Genomic DNA, 18,035 nt, shown 5'->3' on the forward strand with positions numbered 1-18,035 from the left:
TCCATTTACCGATTATTGGTAGTTACTCTCAATCTTAGCAAATTCACCGGATGATTTAAGATTTTTCATAAATTCGTTAAATTGCTCGCTCATACGCTTCCCTTTTTCATTGTAAGCAAACTGTAATTGCATCGGCGCTTTGCCCACACTGTAATCACTTACCGTGAATTTTTTAAAGGCATTATTTTTTGAGGCATACCACTGCAGTGTGTTTTTTGCGATAACAGCAACACGTTGATTTTGCTGCATATCAACTAAAGCCTTCAGCATATCTATCTCAGAGTAAAAGTCTTCGCGGTGCAACTTACCTGATGCAAACAATGCTTCAAATTGCGGGTAGGTATAACCAAAACGGGCCATCAACACATAGCCGCCTAACTTATCAATCGCTGGAATATGACAACCACTGGGCATCACTAAAATATCTTCTACAACAGCGATACTATCACTCCAATAGTATTGCTTATGTCCACGATACCATTGCTCAGACTCTAAGCGTACATCGACTTTACCTGCATCAAGTAAATGCTGTGAACGCACCTCGGGTACCAGCATGTATTGAATATCGTGATTATATTTTTCAGCAAAACGAGTTAATAGCTCATCAACAAGTCCTTTATGGCCACTGTCAGCAAAATGATAAGGGGGATAATCCGTGTCATACAGCGCAACCTGTAACGTTTCTGCTCGCACTAAAGGCGCAATTAAAAGCAATAATAAAAAAACAACAGCACGACTCATAATTTTCTCTCATAAAATTGAGCCAGGGATTGTATATAAATAGCACAAAAAAAGCGCAACCTAGGTTGCGCTTTACGAAAATTCTGATAGGAATTTAGGATTAGATACCGTCACCATCAATATGTAAGCCACATTCACGGTTTAAACCGAAGAAACGAGTCTCTTCTTCTGTCATACCAGGCTCAAGTTTACGGGTTGTATGAACATCGCCCATAGATACATAACCTTGCTCCCAAAGTGGGTGATACGGCAAATCATGCTTAGTTAGATACTGGTAAATATCGCGGTTGTTCCACTCAATAAGTGGATACACTTTCACAGTACCACGGCTGATTTCAACAATTTGCTTGTCAGCTCGACTAGATGATTGATCACGGCGCAAACCACTAAACCACGTACCCGCTTCAAGCTCGTTTAAAGCACGGGTCATTGGCTCAACTTTATTCAGTTGATTGTACTGCTTAATACCGGCTTCACCTTGTTCCCAAAGTTTACCAAACTTCGCTTCTTGCCATGCCGGGCTAAGCTCAGCTTTATACACTTTAAGATTAAGCGAAAGTCGCTCCGTCATTTGCTCGATGAACTGATAGGTTTCTGGGAACAAATAACCAGTGTCAGTCAGTACCACAGGAATATCTGGCTGCTGCGATGTCACTAAATGCAACATCACCGCCGCTTGAATACCAAAGCTCGACGACAAAAAGTGCGTGCTTGGTAAGTTTTCAAGTGCCCACGCAACACGCTCCTCTGCGCTTTTATCAGCCAGAAGACCATTAATATCAGCCAACATAGCTGTTTGGTCTTCTTTGCTCATCGTTAAGATGTTTTTAAATTCACTCATGGTTATTTCCAAACCTTAAAGCGGTGTCGCTTATAAAATTATGCGTGAAAATCAGTTACTGAAACTTTAACTTCAGCAACAATGCCTTTGCGAATTACAAAATCACCAAAACACTCGCCTTCATTACGCTCACTTGCCCATTGGCCAATTAGCTTATCGAATGCGTCTAGGTATACGTCTTCGCCAACATTTTCTAAATACAGTTTTGGAATACGCGTGCCTTCACGGTTACCACCTAAGTACACGTTGTATTTTCCTGGACCTTTACCAACCAGACCCGCTTCTGCCAACATTGCGCGGCCACAGCCATTCGGACAACCCACAACACGCATAATGATGTTGTCATCGCTGATGCCGTGCTTAGCTAATAACGCTTCAGTTTTCTCAATTAAGCTTGGTAAATAACGCTCAGCTTCAGCCATCGCTAACGGACACGTTGGTAATGCCACACACGCCATTGAGTTTTTACGCTGCTCTGTATGGCTGTCATCAATCAAGCCATGGTTACGAGCGATCTCTTCGATTACCGCTTTTTGATCAGCTGGAACACCTGCGATGATCAAGTTTTGGTTTGCTGTCATACGGAAATCACCTTGGTGAATTTCCGCAATTTTACGGCAGCCTGTTTTAAGAGGTTGATTTGGGTAATCTAAAATACGACCACTTTGGATAAACAGCGTTAAATGGTGCTTACCATCAATACCTTCAACCCAACCGATACGGTCACCGCGGTGAGTGAACTCATATGGGCGGCTCTGTTCAAATTGAACACCGGCACGTTTTTCAACTTCAGCTTTAAATACATCAGAACCTACACGGTCAAGTGTGTACTTAGTTTTTGCATTTTTACGGTTTGAGCGGTTACCCCAATCACGTTGTACAGACACCACGTGTTCAGCAATTTTCAAGGTGTGCTCAAGTGGAATGAAACCAAAGTCATCCGCTTTACGAGGATACGTTGCGGTATCACCGTGAGTCATCGCAAGACCACCACCCACTAACACGTTAAAACCAACTAACTTGCCATTTTCTGCAATTGCAACAAAGTTTAAGTCGTTCGCATGCACATCCACCTCATTGTTCGGTGGAATTGTTACTGTGGTTTTAAACTTACGTGGTAAGTAAGTTGAACCTAAAATTGGCTCTTCTGTGGTTTCACTCTTTTCACCATCTAACCAAATTTCAGCGTATGCTTTAGTTTTTGGTAATAGGTGCTCAGAGATCTTCGCTGCCCACTCGTACGCTTCTTGGTGAAGCTCAGATTCAACTGGGTTCGTTGTACATAATACGTTTCGGTTTACGTCGCCCGCCGTTGCAATTGAGTCAATGCCCACGCTATTGAGCATTTGATGCATGCCTTTAATATTTGGCTTAAGCACACCATGGAACTGGAACGTTTGACGCGTGGTTAAACGAATACTGCCATAGCTGGTTTTCTCTTCTGCAAACTTATCAATCGCTAACCATTGCTCTGGCTTGATGATACCGCCAGGCATACGAGCACGTAACATAACATTATGTAACGGCTCTAATTTTTGTTTAGCACGCTCAGGGCGAATATCACGGTCATCTTGCTGGTACATGCCGTGGAAACGGATCAGTTGGAAGTTATCAGCAGTGAAACCACCGGTGATCTCGTCTTTTAAATCTTGCTCAATGGTGCCACGTAAAAAGTTACTTTCTCTTTTCAAACGCTCGTTATCAGAAAGCTTTACGTTTTTGTCTTGTTCGCTCATGGTATTTCCTAAATTTGTTACAGTGACGGCTGTTAGCTTTAAACGTGATTAGTACACGTCTTTCTGATAGCGATTTGCGCTACGTAAATCTTTTAAATATTGCTCAGCTTGTTCATCATCTTTGCCGCTATTTTCTTTGATAATGTCTACAAGCGCCTGATGAACATCTTTCGCCATACGGTTTGCATCACCACAGATATAGAAATGAGCACCCGCTTCTAACCAAGCAAATACTTCTTGGCTGTTTTTGCGAAGTTTGTCTTGAACATATACTTTTTCCGCTTGGTCACGGCTAAACGCCACATCCACTTTAGTCAGTAAACCTGACTTCAAGTAACCTTGAATTTCTACTTGATATAAAAAGTCTTGAGTAAAGTGTGGGTTACCAAAGAATAACCAGTTTTTACCACTTGCTTCACGAGCATCACGCTCTTGTAAAAACGCACGGAATGGTGCAATACCCGTACCCGGACCTACCATGATAATTGGCGTTTCATCATTAGCCGGTAAACGGAAATTATCGTTATGCTCGCTAAATACTTTTACTTTGCAGCCTTCTTCAGCACGACGTGCTAAATAGCCAGAACAACCACCTAAATGCTCGCTACCGAATGCATCAAACTCAACCAGACCCACAGTTAAGTGAACTTCTTCTTCAACTTCAGCTTGGCTAGATGCAATCGAATATAAACGAGCTTGTAGCTTACGTAAGCAGTCTACTAAGGTTTGTGCTTCAAGCTGAGCTGGGTTTTGACGAATAATATCGAAGATTTGGCGAGGTTCGATGTACTCACGCATTGCCGCTTTATCTTCAACTAACTTTAATAAATCAGGGTTGCCAGTTGCTATTGCGTATTTTTCAACAAAGCCTGGGTATGACTGAGTTAATTCTAATTTTTCGATTAATGCATCACGAATACTTAGCTCTTCATCGCCGAGTTTAACCGTGCTAGATGCATCAATTTGAGTAAGCGTAAGTACTTCATCAACAAGTGCTTCGTCATTTAAGAAGTAAACGCCTAGCGAATCACCCGGTGTATAGGTAATGTCTGAACCTTCTAATGAAATTTCAACATGACGCACATCTTTGGTTGAATCACGACCGGTAATTTTTTGCACAACGCTTAGCTCTGCAGCAAATGGGTTTTGCTTGGTGTATTGGCTTGCTGCTGGTGCCGCTGCACCAAATGATGGCATAGCCACAACTTGACCACCGCTTGCTTGTTGCTGCGCTTTAAGATCAGGTTCAAACGCATCAAGTGCACCATCAATCCACTTAGCAGCTTCATCATCGTAATCAACATCTAAGTCGGCACGCTGGAAAATAGTTTCTGCGCCAAGCTTGTTAAAACGCTCTTCAAAATCTTTTGCTGTTTGGCAGAAGAATTCGTAGCTTGAGTCACCTAACCCAATCACAGCAACTTTAACACCATCTAGTTTTGGTGCTTTTTTAGTCGCTAAAAACTCATGCAGGCTTTCAGCATCTTCAGGTGGCTCACCCTCACCGTAAGTTGAAACAACAACCGTGATGAACTTTTCTTTTTTCAGGGCAGTTGGCTTGTAGTCAGCCATGTTGACTAGCTTAACCGATAGACCACGTGACTCTGCTTGTTCTTTTAACTTGCTCGCCACGCCTTTAGCGTTACCCGTTTGCGAGCCGTATAAAATAGTTAGCGGTGCAGCATCACCCGCAGCTGGAGCGGCGGCAACACCACCGGCTAATGCGCCTGCGTTTGCGTTAGCGGCTAAATAACCACTTACCCACGCTTGCTGAATTGGATTAAGTTCAGCCACTAAGCCTTGCAGCTTCTGTACTTGCTCTTGCGATAGCGGACTCGCCGCTGCATTTAGTTGACTTAACAACATGAATTTATTCCTCGTAACCCTGAAAAGTTAACTGCGAAACGAACTTGCTACCATCATTTCGCGAACAATTTTTTCGACTTTAAAGACCCAATAGAAATGCTTTAAAGGTTTATCTGAGCGTGAAGAATAACGAGGTCTGAGGCGATTAAAAAAGAATAGAATCTGCTTTGATATTCCATTTAGTTATTAATTTAGTATTTATCCAAAAAAAACATGTTAGAAGTATGAATCCCCAAATAAGAAACTTTTATTAATTAACATTATTGCAACATAAGCCAATTAGCCTATACTCGCTGTGTTCATTTTGAGAACAGCAAAAACTATTAAAATATAAAAAGGAAACGATAATGTCACACGGGACATGTAAAAAATACATGCTAGCCAGTAGCTTACTGTGTTTAGCGAGTTCAACATTGGCAAATGTTAATAATGCCGACTTCGAAAACTGGTCAGCAAACAACCCTGCCAGCTGGAGCACCATAGATAGCGGTATAAGCCTTAGTGCTAATAGCAATGTGGTTTACTCAGGCAATTACTCAGCGCAAGTCGTGGTTAATACTGGCACGCAAAGTAATACCGACTTACTACAGTTAGTGGATGTAGTGGCGGGTGAAAGCTATGAGTTTTCTACTTGGGTTTACCATACAGAAGGTGGCGTAAAAGCACGTTTAGTGGTTGATGGCTATCAGGGCTATTCTAATTCGGCATTAATTAATCAATGGCAACAAATCAGTTACCAGTACACGGCCTCTGCTACCACGTCAATTAGTGTTGGCCTGCGCTTTTACGATGTAACAGGCTTTGATGGCAGTGAAGTAGTGTATGTCGATAACTTTGCACCAAGCACTGGCTCAACCCCACCTCCTACGGGCAGCTGCGCAGATAACCAAATATCTTTAACGCTCACTACCGATAACTATGGTGAAGAAACCAGCTGGCAAATCACCAATAGCCAAGGTAGTGCAGTAGCATCAGGCGGTAGCTATGCTGCAAATACTCAGTACAGTGAGCAAGCGTGTTTAACGGATGGTGACTATACTTTTACGATTTTTGATAGCTATGGCGATGGCATTTGCTGCTCATTCGGCAATGGCAGTTACAGCCTTTCTTTAGGTCAAACAGTCCTTGCCAGTGGTGCAAGTTTCCAAAGCTCAGAGGCAACGCCGTTTACTTTGGGTGATAGCTCAGGCGGCGGTGACGGTGGTGGTACAACCCCAACAGAGCCAACGGGATACTATGTTACAACGCAAGGCCTTAGTGGTTATGCACTGAAAACAGAGTTATACAACATCATTAAAGATCACAACTCACAAGGCTATTCTGCGATTTGGAGCTTTTACGATGTTGCTTCACGCGATAAGTATTTTGAAAACGACAACTCTATTTTAGACCGTTATTCAGAAAACCCTGCAGGCCAAGATAGCTACAACTATGTTGCTGTGAGCGACCAATGTGGGACATACAACAGCGAAGCAGATTGCTACAACCGTGAGCATTCTTTCCCGAAAAGTTGGTTTGGTGGAACAGTTGAGCCAATGAACTCTGACGTACATCACATTTTCGCCACTGATGGTTATGTCAATTCAAAACGCAGTAATTACCCATTTGGTGAAGTAGGTAGTGCAAGCTACACCTCTAGTAACGGCAGCAAATTAGGCAGCGCTGCTAGCTCATTAAATTACTCAGGAACGGTTTTTGAACCTATTGATGAATTTAAAGGTGACTTTGCCAGAGCGTATTTCTATATGGCAACACGCTATGAAAACGTGATTGGCTCATGGCAAAACAACACAACCTACAGTAATGCTGTATTAAATGGTTCATCTGATCAGGTCTTTGAGAACTGGGTCGTTACTATGTTATTAAAATGGCATAACGCTGACCCTGTTAGCCAATTAGAGCTTGACCGTAACCAAGCAGCTTATGAACATCAAGGTAACCGCAACCCATTTGTGGATCACCCAGAATTTGTAGAAATGATTTGGTAACTTCGTTAAGCCAAGGCGCTTAGTTTCGGCTAAGTGCCTTTTTAATCAAGCACAACGACTTTGTTTTCGTCAATTAACTCTGCCACATAGCGCTTTTCTAAATGCCACGGATGACGCTTCCAGCCCTGAAAACCAAAACCTGCTATATGCACTTTTGAAAACAATTTAAGGTAGTGAGCAATCGCTAAAGTACCTGAACTTGGGCAATATGGCTTATGTATTGTCGGTCCTAACGTTAGTAGGTGCGCAAGCAGTGATTGGCGAAATTGCTGGGTTAATCGGTCTTGCTGCAAGCCTGTGCCATAGTGATTAAACAAAGCGTCACCATGATCAAGTCGGCCATGACGACGGATCAGTTTGAATAGTTGCTGCATGAATAAGTTTGGCGCAGGATCAGTGACCATAATCTTGTTAAGTCCTTCAAGCGGCATAACAAGTGGCTGTTCAAGTAAACTTTGCGCCTGCCTCCCTCGCCCCAATAACCATAGATCTGTGCAACGCTTACCTAGGTGCGCAGGCATTGCTGCACAGCGATTAAAACGCACAACAGATGGACAATTATCGACCTGCTCAGCAAGCTCGGTATTAATCGGACCATTACCTAGAATAATTATCTGTGGCGGCTCATGCATAATGCAAAACTCCGTTTTATCCTTAAAACGACCTTATTTCACCTAAACTTTATGACCTGCTAATGACAGTTCATGATAAGTTTAATACATGTGAAAAGCGCTTATGTGCAATCAGCAAGTTATTATCAACTTGAGATTGGGCGCTATAGCCAAGAAGCTGTAACACCTGTTTTAACAGAGCTTGATGTTGCTGCTGTGGTGAGTGATTTACCACTTCTAATACCTCTAACATCGCTTGTGCATAGCTAGAACCTGAATGGATCGACTGCCAGATACGCGTTTGTATTTCGATAACTTGAGAAATCGACGTGTTATAAGTATTAACTTGCAGACTTAACAGATAATTTTCTAATAGATTCATTGTAGCGTCCTTTTTAAAAACGCCACTTTAAAAGCTCAAGTTAAGTTGAGGTAAAGTGTTTTATTATTACTTTTTACTCCACTTATTCATAATGTCTTTAAATAACTTAGCCTCTTTGTCTTCACAGGGTCTGGGCGATCCGCTTGGCACCCCAGATTTACCAAACACCGAGTTAAAATCTATGCCATAACACATACCATTTAACACCTCGATACGCTTGCTACCATCACCACTCTGCCAAACGACGGTTGCTTTATCAGAAACCGTTAATTGTGCAGGCACTGAAACCCTGCCTACAGGCAAATTATTATTTGCCCCTTCAACCTGCCCAAATAATGACGAATTAGAAGAGCCATTTTCAAAATTAAGCTTTGGGATTGGCGCATACGGGTTGAGTTTTTTAAAGGGTACTTCGGTTGTTTTTGAATTATCAGGTGTCTGACTGGGCTTTATGACCTTATTATTCGTCACTTCTTTGGGCTCACTAACTGAATGTTCAACGACCTTAGCATCGCTTTTCTGCTTAGGGCTGCTATAAGCGGCTTCCTCTTTTTGCGGTAAAGCCTTAGCCTCATCAACTATTTCTTGCGGTTGCTCCAGTAAAGGTTTGTCTTGGGTTTTCTGTAAACTAGGTAACGAAGTTAAATCAACACTCACATACGCGTTGATTACTTTTGGCGGTTCAGCGACTGCGGGGAGTTTCACAGACTTTCCATATCGAACAAATAACAATAAAAGCATAGCATGTAGCGTAATCGAGATGATCCATGCTTTGTAATTCCCTTTTAACACTCAAGCGCCTCATTTTTATTTTTAAGAGTGTTAAGTGAATGAAATAGTTCATAAGAAAAAGTGGTAAGTTAGCAAGTTAACGGGAGTAACGTTTTAAGGTTCTAGGTTAAGTCTGTTCGTTGAGATGGTTTGGATTCAGCATGAGGTGTGACATGTGGTTTTATAGCTATGCAGCAACAAACCCTATTGCTTGACTGACATCTGACAGCTAAACGCTTTTTGCTGTATTTCAAAAACAAAAAGCCCCAGCAAATGCCAGGGCTTTTTAGTAAGTAAACTTAATTAAAAATTAAGCTTGCTTTGGACGTTCAACAACGTCTACTAAAGTCCAAGACTTAGTCTTAGAAATAGGAGCACACTCACGGATAGTAACTACGTCACCAGCTTGAGCTGTGTTGTTTTCGTCATGTACGTGTAGTTTAGTCGTACGTTTGATGAATTTCCCATAAACTGGGTGCTTCACGTAACGTGCGATAGCAACAGTGAAAGATTTATCCATCTTGTCGCTGATTACACGGCCTTGAAGAGTACGGATTTTATCGCTCATTATTGACCTGCCTTCTGGTTAATAACTGTTTTTACACGCGCGATATCGCGACGTACTGTTCTTAGCGTGTGTGTCTGAGCTAACTGACCAGTGCTTGCTTGCATGCGCAGGTTAAACTGCTCACGAAGAAGTCCTAGAAGTTCAGCGTTAAGCTCTTCTACGCTTTTGTCTTTTAGTTCGCTAGCTTTCATTACATCACCGTCCGAGTTACGAAAGTTGTTGTGAATGGTAATTTACGCGCTGCAAGGTTAAATGCTTCACGAGCAAGCTCTTCAGAAACACCTTCCATTTCGTAAAGTACTTTACCAGGTTGAATTTCAGCAACCCAATATTCAACAGAACCTTTACCTTTACCCATACGAACTTCTAATGGTTTGTTCGTAATTGGCTTATCTGGGAATACACGAATCCAGATTTTACCTTGACGCTTTACGTGACGTGTCATAGCACGACGAGCTGCTTCGATTTGACGAGCAGTCATACGGCCACGGCCAGTAGCTTTCAAACCGAAAGTACCGAAGCTTACTTTGTTACCGTTTTGCGCTAAACCGCGGTTGCGGCCTTTGTGCATTTTACGGAATTTTGTACGTTTTGGCTGTAACATTACTCGCTACCTCTACTTAGCACTTTTTTTGGCTTTCTTTGGCGCGCGTTTAGCTGGCTTCTCTTGCTCTTGTACTAGTGGTAAACCACCAATAACTTCGCCTTTGAAGATCCAAACTTTAACACCAATGATACCATAAGTGGTTAAGGCTTCAGAAGTTGCGTAGTCGATATCAGCACGAAGAGTATGTAGAGGTACACGACCTTCACGATACCATTCTGAACGTGCGATCTCAGCACCGCCAAGACGACCGCTAACTTCAACTTTGATACCTTTTGCACCAATGCGCATTGCATTTTGTACCGAACGCTTCATAGCGCGACGGAACATAACACGACGCTCTAGTTGTGACGCAATACCGTCAGCTACTAGTTGTGCATCAAGTTCAGGCTTACGAACTTCAGAAATATTGATCTGAGCCGGAACACCTGCAATCTTAGTTACTGCTTGACGTAGTTTTTCAACGTCTTCGCCTTTTTTACCGATAACAACACCAGGACGAGCTGTGTGAATTGTTACACGGATAGATTTAGCTGGACGCTCGATAACGATTTTAGACACAGAAGCCGCTTTTAATTCCTTAGTAAGGAATGCACGTACTTTGTGATCGCCAAAAAGCTGATCAGAGAAATCTTTTGAATTCGCGTACCAGGTAGAAACCCAAGGTTTAGAGATACCTAGGCGAATACCAGTAGGATGAACTTTTTGTCCCATTACTTATACTCCTAGCTATCTGAAACCACAACAGTGATGTGGCTTGTACGCTTAAGGATGCGGTCAGCGCGTCCTTTAGCACGTGGCATAATACGCTTCATTGTAGGACCATCGTCCACAAAGATCGTAGTTACACGAAGCTCATCAATGTCAGCACCTTCGTTATGCTCTGCGTTAGCAATAGCAGACTCAAGTACTTTCTTAACTAATACAGCCGCTTTTTTAGGGCTGTACGCCAGGATTTCTAGAGCGCGATCAACCGGAAGTCCGCGGATCTGATCTGCAACTAGACGTGCTTTTTGCGCCGAACCAGAGGCGAATTTATGTTTAGCTAATGCTTGCATTTATCATTCCCCTCTTAACGTTTCTTCGCTTTCTTATCCGCAGCGTGACCGCGGTAAGTGCGAGTTGGTGCAAATTCACCTAGTTTGTGACCGATCATTTCGTCTGTGATGAACACAGGAACGTGCTGACGACCATTATGGACAGCGATGGTCAATCCGATCATGTTAGGTATGATCATTGAACGACGGCTCCAAGTTTTAATTGGCTTCTTGTCACCGCTTTCCAACGCTTTCTCTACCTTCTTCAGCAAGTGTAGGTCAATAAAAGGACCTTTCTTGAGAGAACGTGGCATGGCTATTCCTCAACTATTATTTAGTACGACGACGTACGATAAACTTATCAGTACGCTTGTTCTTACGTGTCTTAGCACCTTTAGTCGGTTTACCCCATGGAGACACAGGATGACGACCACCAGATGTACGACCTTCACCACCACCGTGCGGGTGATCTACCGGGTTCATGGCAACACCACGAACTGTCGGACGGATACCACGCCAGCGATTTGCACCAGCTTTACCTAGTGAACGAAGCATATGCTCAGCATTACCTACTTCACCAAGTGTTGCGCGACAGTCAGCTGGAACTTTACGAACTTCGCCAGAACGAAGACGTAGAGTCACGTATTGACCTTCACGTGCAAGGATTTGAACGTATGCACCAGCAGAACGTGCGATTTGAGCACCTTTACCTGGTTTTAATTCTACGTTGTGAACAGTCGAACCTACAGGCATGTTACGCATTGGTAATGTGTTACCAGCTTTGATTGGTGCATCAACACCAGACTGGATTGAATCACCAGCTTGTAAGCCTTTAGGTGCAATAATGTAACGACGCTCACCGTCTGCATATAATACAAGAGCGATGTTTGCGCTACGGTTTGGATCATACTCTAGACGCTCAACAACAGCTGGAATGCCATCTTTAGTGCGTTTAAAGTCGATTACACGGTAATGATGCTTGTGACCACCACCGATGTGACGAACCGTGATACGACCTTTGTTATTACGACCACCAGACTTAGAGTTTTTCTCTAGTAGTGGTGCGTAAGGTTTACCCTTATGAAGATCTGGGTTAACCACTTTAACCAGGTGACGACGACCCGCAGAAGTTGGTTTACACTTTTGAAGTGCCATAATTCTAACTCCCCTTATTACTCGGCGCCGCCGACAAAGTCTAGCTCGCTACCTTCTTTAAGAGTAACGTAAGCTTTCTTCCAGTCTGAACGACGACCGAAACGCATGCCAGTACGTTTTGTTTTACCCTTAACGTTTAGTGTGCGAACACCAGTTACTTCTACTTCAAAAAGCTTCTCAACTGCAGCTTTAACTTCAGCTTTAGTTGCATCTTTAGCTACTTTGAAAACAATCGTGTTGTTCTCTTCAGCAGAGATAGTGCTTTTTTCAGAGATGTGTGGAGCAAGGATCACTTTTAAAAGACGTTCTTCACGGATCATGCTAGCGCCTCCTCAAGTTGCTTAACAGCAGCAGCTGTAATAAGTACCTTATCGAAAGCGATTAGGCTTACAGGATCGATACCAGCTACATCACGCGTGTCAACCTTGTACAGGTTACGTGCCGATAAGAATAGATTCTCATCTAATTCTTCAGTCACGATTAGAACATCTTTAAGCTCAAGTTCTTTAAGCTTAGCAACTAGTTCTTTAGTTTTTGGTGCTTCAAGACCAAACTGTTCAACAACGATTAAACGCTCTTGACGAACTAATTCAGATAAGATGCTTTTGATCGCACCGCGGTACATTTTACGGTTTACTTTTTGGCTGTGGTCTTGTGGTTTAGCTGCGAAGCTAACGCCACCTGAACGCCAAATTGGGCTACGAATTGTACCAGCACGTGCACGGCCAGTACCTTTTTGAGACCATGGTTTTTTACCACCACCGCTAACTTCAGAACGTGTCTTCTGAGCACGAGTACCTTGACGAGCACCTGCTGCGTAAGCAACAACTACTTGGTGTACTAATGCTTCGTTAAACTCACGTCCAAAAGTAGCTTCAGAAACTTCAAGAGCGCCAGAAGCGTCTTTAATTGCTAATTCCATCACTAAATCTCCAGGACTTATGCTTTAACAGCTGGTTTAACGATAACGTCACCGCCGATAGCGCCAGGTACTGCACCTTTAACTAAAAGCAAGTTACGCTCAGCGTCAACGCGAACTAGTTCTAAGTTTTGAGTCGTTACACGCTCAGCACCCATGTGACCGGCCATTTTCTTACCTTTGAACACCTTACCAGGTGATTGGTTTTGACCGATTGAACCAGGAGCACGGTGAGATAGAGAGTTACCGTGAGTAGCGTCTTGCATGCTGAAGTTCCAGCGCTTAACACCACCTTGGAAACCTTTACCTTTAGAAGTACCGGTTACGTCAACTTTGTTGATTTCGTTGAATAATTCAACAGTAAGCTCAGCGCCTACTTCAAAATCGCCTTCACCACCATTTAGGCGGAATTCCCACAGACCGCGACCCGCTTCAACACCAGCTTTAGCGAAGTGACCCGCTGCTGCTTTGTTTACACGGCTTGCTTTTTTAGTGCCTGCGGTTACTTGAAGCGCGTTATAACCGTCTGTTGCTTCAGATTTGATCTGAGCAATACGGTTAGGTGTCGCTTCGATAACTGTCACAGGGATAGATACACCATCTTCAGTGAAGATACGTGTCATACCCACTTTACGACCGACTAGACCTAATGCCATTTTCCTAAAACCTCTCTAATCTTCCGATTAACCCAGGCTGATTTGAACATCAACACCAGCAGCAAGATCTAAACGCATAAGAGCGTCAACAGTCTTGTCAGTTGGTTCTACGATGTCGATCAGACGTTTATGGGTGCGGATTTCGTACTGATCACGCGCGTCTTTGTTTACGTGCGGTGAAGTTAGTACAGTAAAACGTTCAAAGCGTGTAGGTAGTGGAATTGGACCACGTACTTGAGCGCCAGTGCGTTTCGCAGTTTCCACGATTTCCGCCGTTGATTGGTCAATCAAACGGTGGTCAAAAGCTTTTAGGCGAATACGAATGCGTTGATTTGACATTCTTAAACCTCAATATAAAGAGCATTTAAAAAGAGCATAAAAAAACGACCGAAACAATCTTACTAACTAAGATGTCGGCTGTTCTCTTATATCTACGTTGAATTCCAAATCGGAATTCCTGTTTATTAGCTTGAAATCCAAGCTTAATCTATCCTTCCAAGTTCCCGAGGGAATTTTGAAAGCCTGCGTATTATAGTGAGATTGGTGATAAATGCAACAACTTTTTAGAATTAAAAGCGACAAGGCCGCCTTTAGATTAAATTTCGATTAAATACGAACTATATTCAGCTTCGCTATGTCTTTGCTTTACTATAGTTAATTTGAATAAATGCAAAAGCTGAAGAATCGCAATGGTCAGTCCAGTTAATAATTGTTATTCTATGCCGCTTATTTTTGGCCACTCTCGGTCTATTTAATATTTACTGATACCAATTTACATAATGAGATGCCTTTGTAAATTGGTGTAATAGCTTTGGTGAGTTGATGCGTATCATTAATCGTTGTTTAAATTTCATTTCTGCCGGTATGAACCGCTTGTTTGTAAAAAGTAAGGTGCTGCCAGAAAACCCGATTGAACAATACAATCTTAATCCAGCCAACCCGACCTTCTATATCGTTAGGCTCAATGCGCGCTCAGATTTAGCCGCACTGGCACGGGTATGTAAAAAGTATGGTTTACCCAACCCGACGCAAGAGCAACTGTTAGGTAATGCTGAACTAGAGCGTTTTATTGGTATTCAAAACCCACCTCCGCTGTTTGGTAATAAAAGCAAACCAAGTAATGCGCTGCAGCAAGGTAAACAAATTATCGATCATCTGATGCAATCAGGTGAGAAAAACGTCCAAGTGATCCCAGTGACTATTTTATGGGGCCGAAATCCGGGTAAAGAGAAGCCAGGCTTAGGCACCTTAGTGTCGCATTCGTTAACCCCAAGCTGGTTTCGCAAGTTCTTTGTATTGCTATTCTCAGGCCGCGATAACTTTATCCGTTTTAGCCAACCACTCGACTTATCATTATTGGTCAATGAAAAAGCCGATGTTGATGAACTACCACATAAGCTTCTACGTGTTGCTCGCGTGCACTTTCGTCGTCAAAAATTGGCAGCGACAGGCCCGAAAATGCCATCACGTGAACAGCTATTTAATTCGCTACTAGCCTCACCCACAATTAAAAAAGCGATTCAAATAGAAGCAAAAGAAAAGAACATCAGCCAAGAGCAAGCGCGTCAAAATGCGCTGAAGTTACTTGATGAGATTGCGGCAAATTATAGTGATGCCACCATTCGTGTAGCAGATAGAATTTTAACCTGGCTATGGAATAAGCTTTATAACGGTATTGATATTAAGTTTTCTGAGCAAGTCCATGAGCTCACAGATAAAGGTCACGAAATTATCTATATGCCATGTCACCGCTCGCACATGGATTACTTATTGCTGACCTACTCTATTTACCATTTAGGGTTAGTACCGCCGCATATCGCTGCCGGTATCAACTTAAATTTCTTCCCAGCCGGTGGTGTATTCCGTCGCAGTGGTGCTTTTTTTATTCGCCGTTCATTCGCGGGCAATAAGTTATATTCATCAGTATTTAAAGAGTACTTGAGTCAGTTATTCATTAAAGGTTACTCGGTAAAGTTTTACACGGAAGGCGGCCGTAGTCGTACAGGCCGCTTATTACCGCCAAAAACAGGCATGCTCGCTATGACGTTACAAGCGATGCTCCGTGGCATTGACCGTCCAATTTCAATTGTGCCTGTGTATATTGGTTATGAACATGTGATGGAAATTAATACCTACTTAAAAGAGCTTGCCGGCAACGACAAAAAAGGTGAGTCGGTATTAGGTATTTTCAAAGCCATTAAAAACCTGAAGAACTATGGCCGTGGTTACTTAAACTTTGGCGACCCTATATCGATTAACCAATACTTGAATGAACAACAGCCTGATTGGCGCGAGTCTATTCACCCAACCGACGTACAAAAGCCGCAATGGCTTGGACCGCAGGTTGCCAACCTTGCTGATAAAGTAATGGTTAATATTAATAGCGCCGCTGCACTCAATGCTGTGAACCTTCTCGCGATGATTTTACTGGTGAATGATAAGCACGCGTTGAGTAAGCCTAAGTTGATTGCTCAGCTTGAGTTTTATTTACATTTACAGCGTAGCGCCAGCTACAGCGACAAGGTAACCACCCCTAATGAAAGTGCTGAACAGCTATTAGAGCATGCCCTTAAACTTAATAAGTTTGATGTTATCAGTGATGAATTTGGCGAAATTATCGCTATCAATGATAAAGAGAAAACGTTATTCAATTACTACCGTAATAACGTATTACACTTATTTGCTGTACCAAGCTTGCTGGCACTGCATTTATTTAAGGCACATAAAACGACTATGGCAGATTGCCAAGCCCTGATCGCACGTTTTTACCCATTATTTGCCAAAGAGTGGTTCTTACATGAGTTAGATGAAAACTACATTACGCGTGTTCTTGCTAGTTTCGTTGACCAAGATCTGATTGAAATTGAGGGTGATAACATCAAAATCACCAATAGCAACGACTGCTTGGCAAAACTTGAAATGCTCGGCCGCGCTTTAAGCTTAACATTACAACGCTACGCTATCGTGGTTGGATTTATTCAAACAAGTAGTGGCATTGAACGTGAAGAACTTGAGCACGAAAGCCAAGTATTAGCAGAACGTTTGGGTACCTTACACGGCATTAAAACACCGGAATTCTTTGACAAAAAAGTGCTGGTTGGTTTTATTTCTAGCTTACGTGAGCAAAAACTAATTACAGAGACAGAGCAAGGCTTAACGGGTAGTAATGAGCTGTGTGAAGTGTATTTATATCTTAAAGCATTGCTGCCAGCACGGGTCTGGCAGTCAATTGACGATATAGTGCAAAGCCAAGCTCAGCACGCAAAGGATTAACGCTGACGCATTACCCCTTCTTGGATCGTTGAGGCAACAAGGTTGCCTTGACGGTCAAAGAATTGACCTCGTACCAATCCTCGACCTGAGCTCGCACTTGGGCTATCAATCGAATATAAAATCCAATCATCAAGTCTAAACGGACGGTGGAACCACATTGCATGGTCAATCGTCGCAACCTGCATGTTAGGCTGCATAAACGATACACCGTGCGGTTGTAACGCCGTTGGTAAAAACTCAAAGTCAGATGCGTACGCAAGTAAGTAGTTATGGATACGCTGATCGTCTGGCATCTCACCATTGGCTTTAAACCAAATATGTTTAACCGGCTCCATCACTTGTGGCTTAAATGGGTTATGAAAGGTCACTGGACGCATTTCAATGGGTACTTCACGAATAAACTTATTGCGAATTGGTTCAGGAATAAGCTCTGCATTCGCTTGGTAGAACTCAAGTGAAGACTTTAACTCTTCAGGCTGTGGTACGTCTGGCATTTGTGCTTGGTGCGATAAGCCCTCTTCTTCACCTTGGAAAGAAGCGGTCATGTAAAAAATGGGCTTACCGTATTGGATTGCTTTGACACGGCGAGTACTAAAACTTTTACCATCGCGAATATTTTCTACATCATATACGATTGGTTTAGCAGCATCACCCGGACGTAGAAAGTATGAATGCAACGAATGAACAATACGCCCTTCTGGTAACGTTTCTTTAGCGGCCGATAATGCTTGGCCCATTACTTGGCCCCCGAAAACCGCTCTAAATCCTAAATCTTGGCTTTGGCCGCGATACAAGCCTTGCTCAATTTCTTCTAACGACAACAACGACAGTAAGTCATCTAATACTTGGCTCATTTATTTATCCTCAATCCCGACAAGCGTTTAATG

21 protein-coding genes are annotated in these 18,035 nt (G+C 42.8%); 2 read left to right on the top strand and 19 right to left on the bottom strand.

Annotated features, from left to right (window positions below):
- Nucleotides 1–12: 12 nt before the first annotated feature.
- The 4 genes from CWC28_RS12050 to CWC28_RS12065 all read right to left on the bottom strand — a co-directional run bounded on the left by CWC28_RS12050 (nt 13) and on the right by CWC28_RS12065 (nt 5,184).
- Complete coding sequence (locus tag CWC28_RS12050) at nt 13–741, bottom strand: substrate-binding periplasmic protein (RefSeq protein ID WP_063701068.1); 729 nt, start codon at nt 739–741, stop codon at nt 13–15.
- 100 nt (nt 742–841) lie between these two features.
- The gene (locus CWC28_RS12055; RefSeq protein ID WP_063701066.1) at nt 842–1,582 is read right to left on the bottom strand and encodes a phosphoadenylyl-sulfate reductase; all 741 of its coding nucleotides are present in this window, start codon (nt 1,580–1,582) and stop codon (nt 842–844) included.
- Between the two features lie 38 nt (nt 1,583–1,620).
- Nucleotides 1,621–3,318, bottom strand: a complete 1,698-nt coding sequence (cysI, locus tag CWC28_RS12060) for an assimilatory sulfite reductase (NADPH) hemoprotein subunit (RefSeq protein ID WP_138625208.1) — start codon at nt 3,316–3,318, stop codon at nt 1,621–1,623.
- A 48-nt stretch (nt 3,319–3,366) separates the two neighbouring features.
- Nucleotides 3,367–5,184, bottom strand: a complete 1,818-nt coding sequence (locus CWC28_RS12065; protein WP_138625209.1) for an assimilatory sulfite reductase (NADPH) flavoprotein subunit — start codon at nt 5,182–5,184, stop codon at nt 3,367–3,369.
- 347 nt (nt 5,185–5,531) lie between these two features.
- On the opposite strand from CWC28_RS12065, the gene CWC28_RS12070 reads away from it, so the two are divergent.
- Nucleotides 5,532–7,172 carry an endonuclease gene (locus CWC28_RS12070; RefSeq protein ID WP_138625210.1) on the top strand — a complete coding sequence of 547 codons (1,641 nt, stop codon included), beginning with the start codon at nt 5,532–5,534 and terminating at the stop codon, nt 7,170–7,172.
- 41 nt (nt 7,173–7,213) lie between these two features.
- Here CWC28_RS12070 and CWC28_RS12075 read toward each other — a convergent pair whose 3' ends face one another.
- The 14 genes from CWC28_RS12075 to rpsJ all read right to left on the bottom strand — a co-directional run bounded on the left by CWC28_RS12075 (nt 7,214) and on the right by rpsJ (nt 14,214).
- Nucleotides 7,214–7,804 carry a hypothetical protein gene (locus CWC28_RS12075; RefSeq protein ID WP_138625211.1) on the bottom strand — a complete coding sequence of 197 codons (591 nt, stop codon included), beginning with the start codon at nt 7,802–7,804 and terminating at the stop codon, nt 7,214–7,216.
- A 70-nt stretch (nt 7,805–7,874) separates the two neighbouring features.
- A complete protein-coding gene (locus CWC28_RS12080) occupies nt 7,875–8,165 on the bottom strand; it encodes a hypothetical protein (RefSeq protein WP_119853728.1) in 291 nt (96 codons plus the stop codon).
- A 66-nt stretch (nt 8,166–8,231) separates the two neighbouring features.
- A complete protein-coding gene (locus CWC28_RS12085; protein ID WP_138625212.1) occupies nt 8,232–8,957 on the bottom strand; it encodes a hypothetical protein in 726 nt (241 codons plus the stop codon).
- Between the two features lie 289 nt (nt 8,958–9,246).
- Nucleotides 9,247–9,504: a 30S ribosomal protein S17 gene (rpsQ, locus tag CWC28_RS12090; RefSeq protein ID WP_063701050.1), complete on the bottom strand. Its 258-nt coding sequence runs from the start codon at nt 9,502–9,504 to the stop codon at nt 9,247–9,249.
- Nucleotides 9,504–9,695, bottom strand: a complete 192-nt coding sequence (gene rpmC, locus CWC28_RS12095) for a 50S ribosomal protein L29 (RefSeq protein WP_054552371.1) — start codon at nt 9,693–9,695, stop codon at nt 9,504–9,506. The genes rpsQ and rpmC overlap by 1 nt, the downstream gene beginning before the upstream one ends.
- Nucleotides 9,695–10,108 carry a 50S ribosomal protein L16 gene (rplP, locus tag CWC28_RS12100; protein WP_036974208.1) on the bottom strand — a complete coding sequence of 138 codons (414 nt, stop codon included), beginning with the start codon at nt 10,106–10,108 and terminating at the stop codon, nt 9,695–9,697. Before rplP ends, rpmC begins: the two co-directional genes overlap by 1 nt.
- 12 nt (nt 10,109–10,120) lie before the next feature.
- Complete coding sequence (gene rpsC / locus CWC28_RS12105; protein ID WP_063701047.1) at nt 10,121–10,822, bottom strand: 30S ribosomal protein S3; 702 nt, start codon at nt 10,820–10,822, stop codon at nt 10,121–10,123.
- An 11-nt stretch (nt 10,823–10,833) separates the two neighbouring features.
- Nucleotides 10,834–11,166 (bottom strand): 50S ribosomal protein L22, encoded by a 333-nt coding sequence (rplV, locus tag CWC28_RS12110; protein WP_004588690.1) that lies wholly within the window; start codon nt 11,164–11,166, stop codon nt 10,834–10,836.
- A 14-nt stretch (nt 11,167–11,180) separates the two neighbouring features.
- Complete coding sequence (gene rpsS / locus CWC28_RS12115; protein WP_010376377.1) at nt 11,181–11,459, bottom strand: 30S ribosomal protein S19; 279 nt, start codon at nt 11,457–11,459, stop codon at nt 11,181–11,183.
- Nucleotides 11,460–11,475: 16 nt separating this feature from the next.
- Nucleotides 11,476–12,300 (bottom strand): 50S ribosomal protein L2, encoded by an 825-nt coding sequence (gene rplB, locus CWC28_RS12120; RefSeq protein WP_063701045.1) that lies wholly within the window; start codon nt 12,298–12,300, stop codon nt 11,476–11,478.
- Nucleotides 12,301–12,317: 17 nt separating this feature from the next.
- Nucleotides 12,318–12,620 carry a 50S ribosomal protein L23 gene (gene rplW, locus CWC28_RS12125; RefSeq protein ID WP_063701042.1) on the bottom strand — a complete coding sequence of 101 codons (303 nt, stop codon included), beginning with the start codon at nt 12,618–12,620 and terminating at the stop codon, nt 12,318–12,320.
- Nucleotides 12,617–13,222, bottom strand: a complete 606-nt coding sequence (gene rplD / locus CWC28_RS12130; RefSeq protein WP_063701040.1) for a 50S ribosomal protein L4 — start codon at nt 13,220–13,222, stop codon at nt 12,617–12,619. The genes rplW and rplD overlap by 4 nt, the downstream gene beginning before the upstream one ends.
- Before the next feature lie 17 nt (nt 13,223–13,239).
- The gene (rplC, locus tag CWC28_RS12135; protein ID WP_036974218.1) at nt 13,240–13,875 is read right to left on the bottom strand and encodes a 50S ribosomal protein L3; all 636 of its coding nucleotides are present in this window, start codon (nt 13,873–13,875) and stop codon (nt 13,240–13,242) included.
- 27 nt (nt 13,876–13,902) lie between these two features.
- Complete coding sequence (rpsJ, locus tag CWC28_RS12140; protein ID WP_002957900.1) at nt 13,903–14,214, bottom strand: 30S ribosomal protein S10; 312 nt, start codon at nt 14,212–14,214, stop codon at nt 13,903–13,905.
- 483 nt (nt 14,215–14,697) lie between these two features.
- On the opposite strand from rpsJ, the gene plsB reads away from it, so the two are divergent.
- Nucleotides 14,698–17,148, top strand: coding sequence for a glycerol-3-phosphate 1-O-acyltransferase PlsB (gene plsB / locus CWC28_RS12145; protein ID WP_063701038.1), 2,451 nt, complete (start codon nt 14,698–14,700; stop codon nt 17,146–17,148).
- Here the strand turns inward: plsB and tesB are convergent.
- The gene (tesB, locus tag CWC28_RS12150) at nt 17,145–18,002 is read right to left on the bottom strand and encodes an acyl-CoA thioesterase II (RefSeq protein WP_063701036.1); all 858 of its coding nucleotides are present in this window, start codon (nt 18,000–18,002) and stop codon (nt 17,145–17,147) included. The genes plsB and tesB overlap by 4 nt on opposite strands.
- Between the last annotated feature and the right edge of the window lie 33 nt (nt 18,003–18,035).

It is taken from the genome of Pseudoalteromonas sp. S4492 (assembly GCF_005886115.1).
In the GTDB taxonomy this organism is placed as follows: domain Bacteria; phylum Pseudomonadota; class Gammaproteobacteria; order Enterobacterales; family Alteromonadaceae; genus Pseudoalteromonas; species Pseudoalteromonas gelatinilytica.